General features: G+C 62.6%; 1 protein-coding gene and 1 pseudogene. Both read right to left on the bottom strand.

What is annotated here, in order from left to right; genetic code table 11:
* Positions 1–311: pseudogene (locus A5624_RS09970) on the bottom strand (DUF5135 domain-containing protein); the annotation flags it as partial.
* A gap of 231 nt (positions 312–542) precedes the next feature.
* Positions 543–1,145 carry a TetR/AcrR family transcriptional regulator gene (locus A5624_RS09965; RefSeq protein ID WP_065155404.1) on the bottom strand — a complete coding sequence of 201 codons (603 nt, stop codon included), beginning with the start codon at positions 1,143–1,145 and terminating at the stop codon, positions 543–545.
* Positions 1,146–1,483: the final 338 nt, after the last annotated feature.

Here is a 1,483-nt window from a genome sequence, read left to right as displayed (position 1 = left end):
CGCCACGGCCGAATGATGAACCACCACACCGCAATTGGCAGGCCGATCCACGCAAAGACCGCGTTGGCCACGAGAGGCACTTTCATGTACATCGGCGGGTCATCCGGTCCGGAAGCCACCCGTTCGAAATACGGGCCGGTGATCCACCGGATCCAGACGTACAACTGGAGGGCCAGAAGTGCGCCCCCGACCGCCGCCCACACCTTGACTGGCTTGACCGCGGTCTCGGCCTGCCCGCTGCGTTCCGCCATCCTGCCGACCGCGACCTCCGTCAGGGGCGGCGCCGTGGTCTTGCTCGACAGATCACTCATTGCGCGCTGTCCTCCTGTGTCGCAGAGAGGTTCGTCGCGCCTCAGCGCGGCCCGGCGACGGGGCCGCCGATTGAGGGGCGGGAGCCACTGATCGGTCGGTTCGCCGCCAATATACTCATGGGTATCCGAGAATCGGAAGGGGTTCTTAGAATGCGCGCAGAACCTGCAACCTATCAGCGCGGCGGGTAAAGGGGTTCCGGGCGGCGTCGCCTTGGACGAAAGATGTTGTGCTCAAGGCAACTTGATGACGGAGACATACATTTCGAGGATCGGCCGGTAGAGATCGATGTCGTCGAGCCGGCTGCCCAGCATGACGGAGTCGGTGGTGGCAACCAGTATCTGGGCGAACGTCAGTGGAGGGATCAGCAGCGCTCCGCCCAGCCGGTTGATGCCTTCAACGATGAACTTGGCCAGTGCCTCGACTACTTCTGATCGCTTCGCGGCCACCCGTTCTCGTGCGTCGGGGTTGCGAAGCAGATACAAGGTGAATTCGTGTCCCAACGCGGCGTGCTCGGCGCCACGGTCGTCGCTGAGTTTTCGCCAACGTTCGGCGATTTGGTCGAGTTCGCGCGCGCCGATCTGGGTGGCGGTCGACATCACCTCGGAGAAGTTGTCGAAATACCTGCGCCAGTAGCGATCGCTCACCGCAAGGAACAGGTCTTCCTTCGTGGCGAAGTGCTTGTAGATGGCGCCTTTCGTATAACCCGCAGCGTGTGCGATGTCGTCGAGAGAGGCTGCCATGAAGCCTTTTTCGGCAAACACCTCCTCCGCGGCATCCAACAGCAGCGAACGAGTGTGCTCAAGGCGCCGCTCTCGCGTCCAGCGCTCAACCATGTCGCGATTCTGCCATAGAATCTCAGATTATCCTTGGTTATCTAGATACCGATTGGTATGTTAACGGCAGACCCGGCTGTCAGAGCTTCGCGATCGATCGCCTCACCGTGAGCGTGGCATGCCGATCGCGGGGGTGCCTGGCCGGTTGGCGTCGCTGGCGCAGTCGGGTTCGCGGACGCTGTATCACGACGATTCAGGAGGGGCAGTGTCATGACAGAACTGTCGAGCAGCAAGAGCGCACCGGTGGTCACCGAGTCGCTCGGGGACGTGGCTTCACTCGGGACCAAGGCTGCCCCGAGGTCCAAGCCCGTGCGTATCTGGGCCGTCGCCGGGGGCGC

Origin of the sequence: Mycobacterium sp. 1482292.6, from assembly GCF_001672995.1 — a bacterium.
GTDB classification, from domain to species: domain Bacteria; phylum Actinomycetota; class Actinomycetes; order Mycobacteriales; family Mycobacteriaceae; genus Mycobacterium; species Mycobacterium europaeum_A.
Note: the sequence above shows the minus strand (reverse complement) of the source record. Positions and strands in the feature narration are given on the sequence as shown.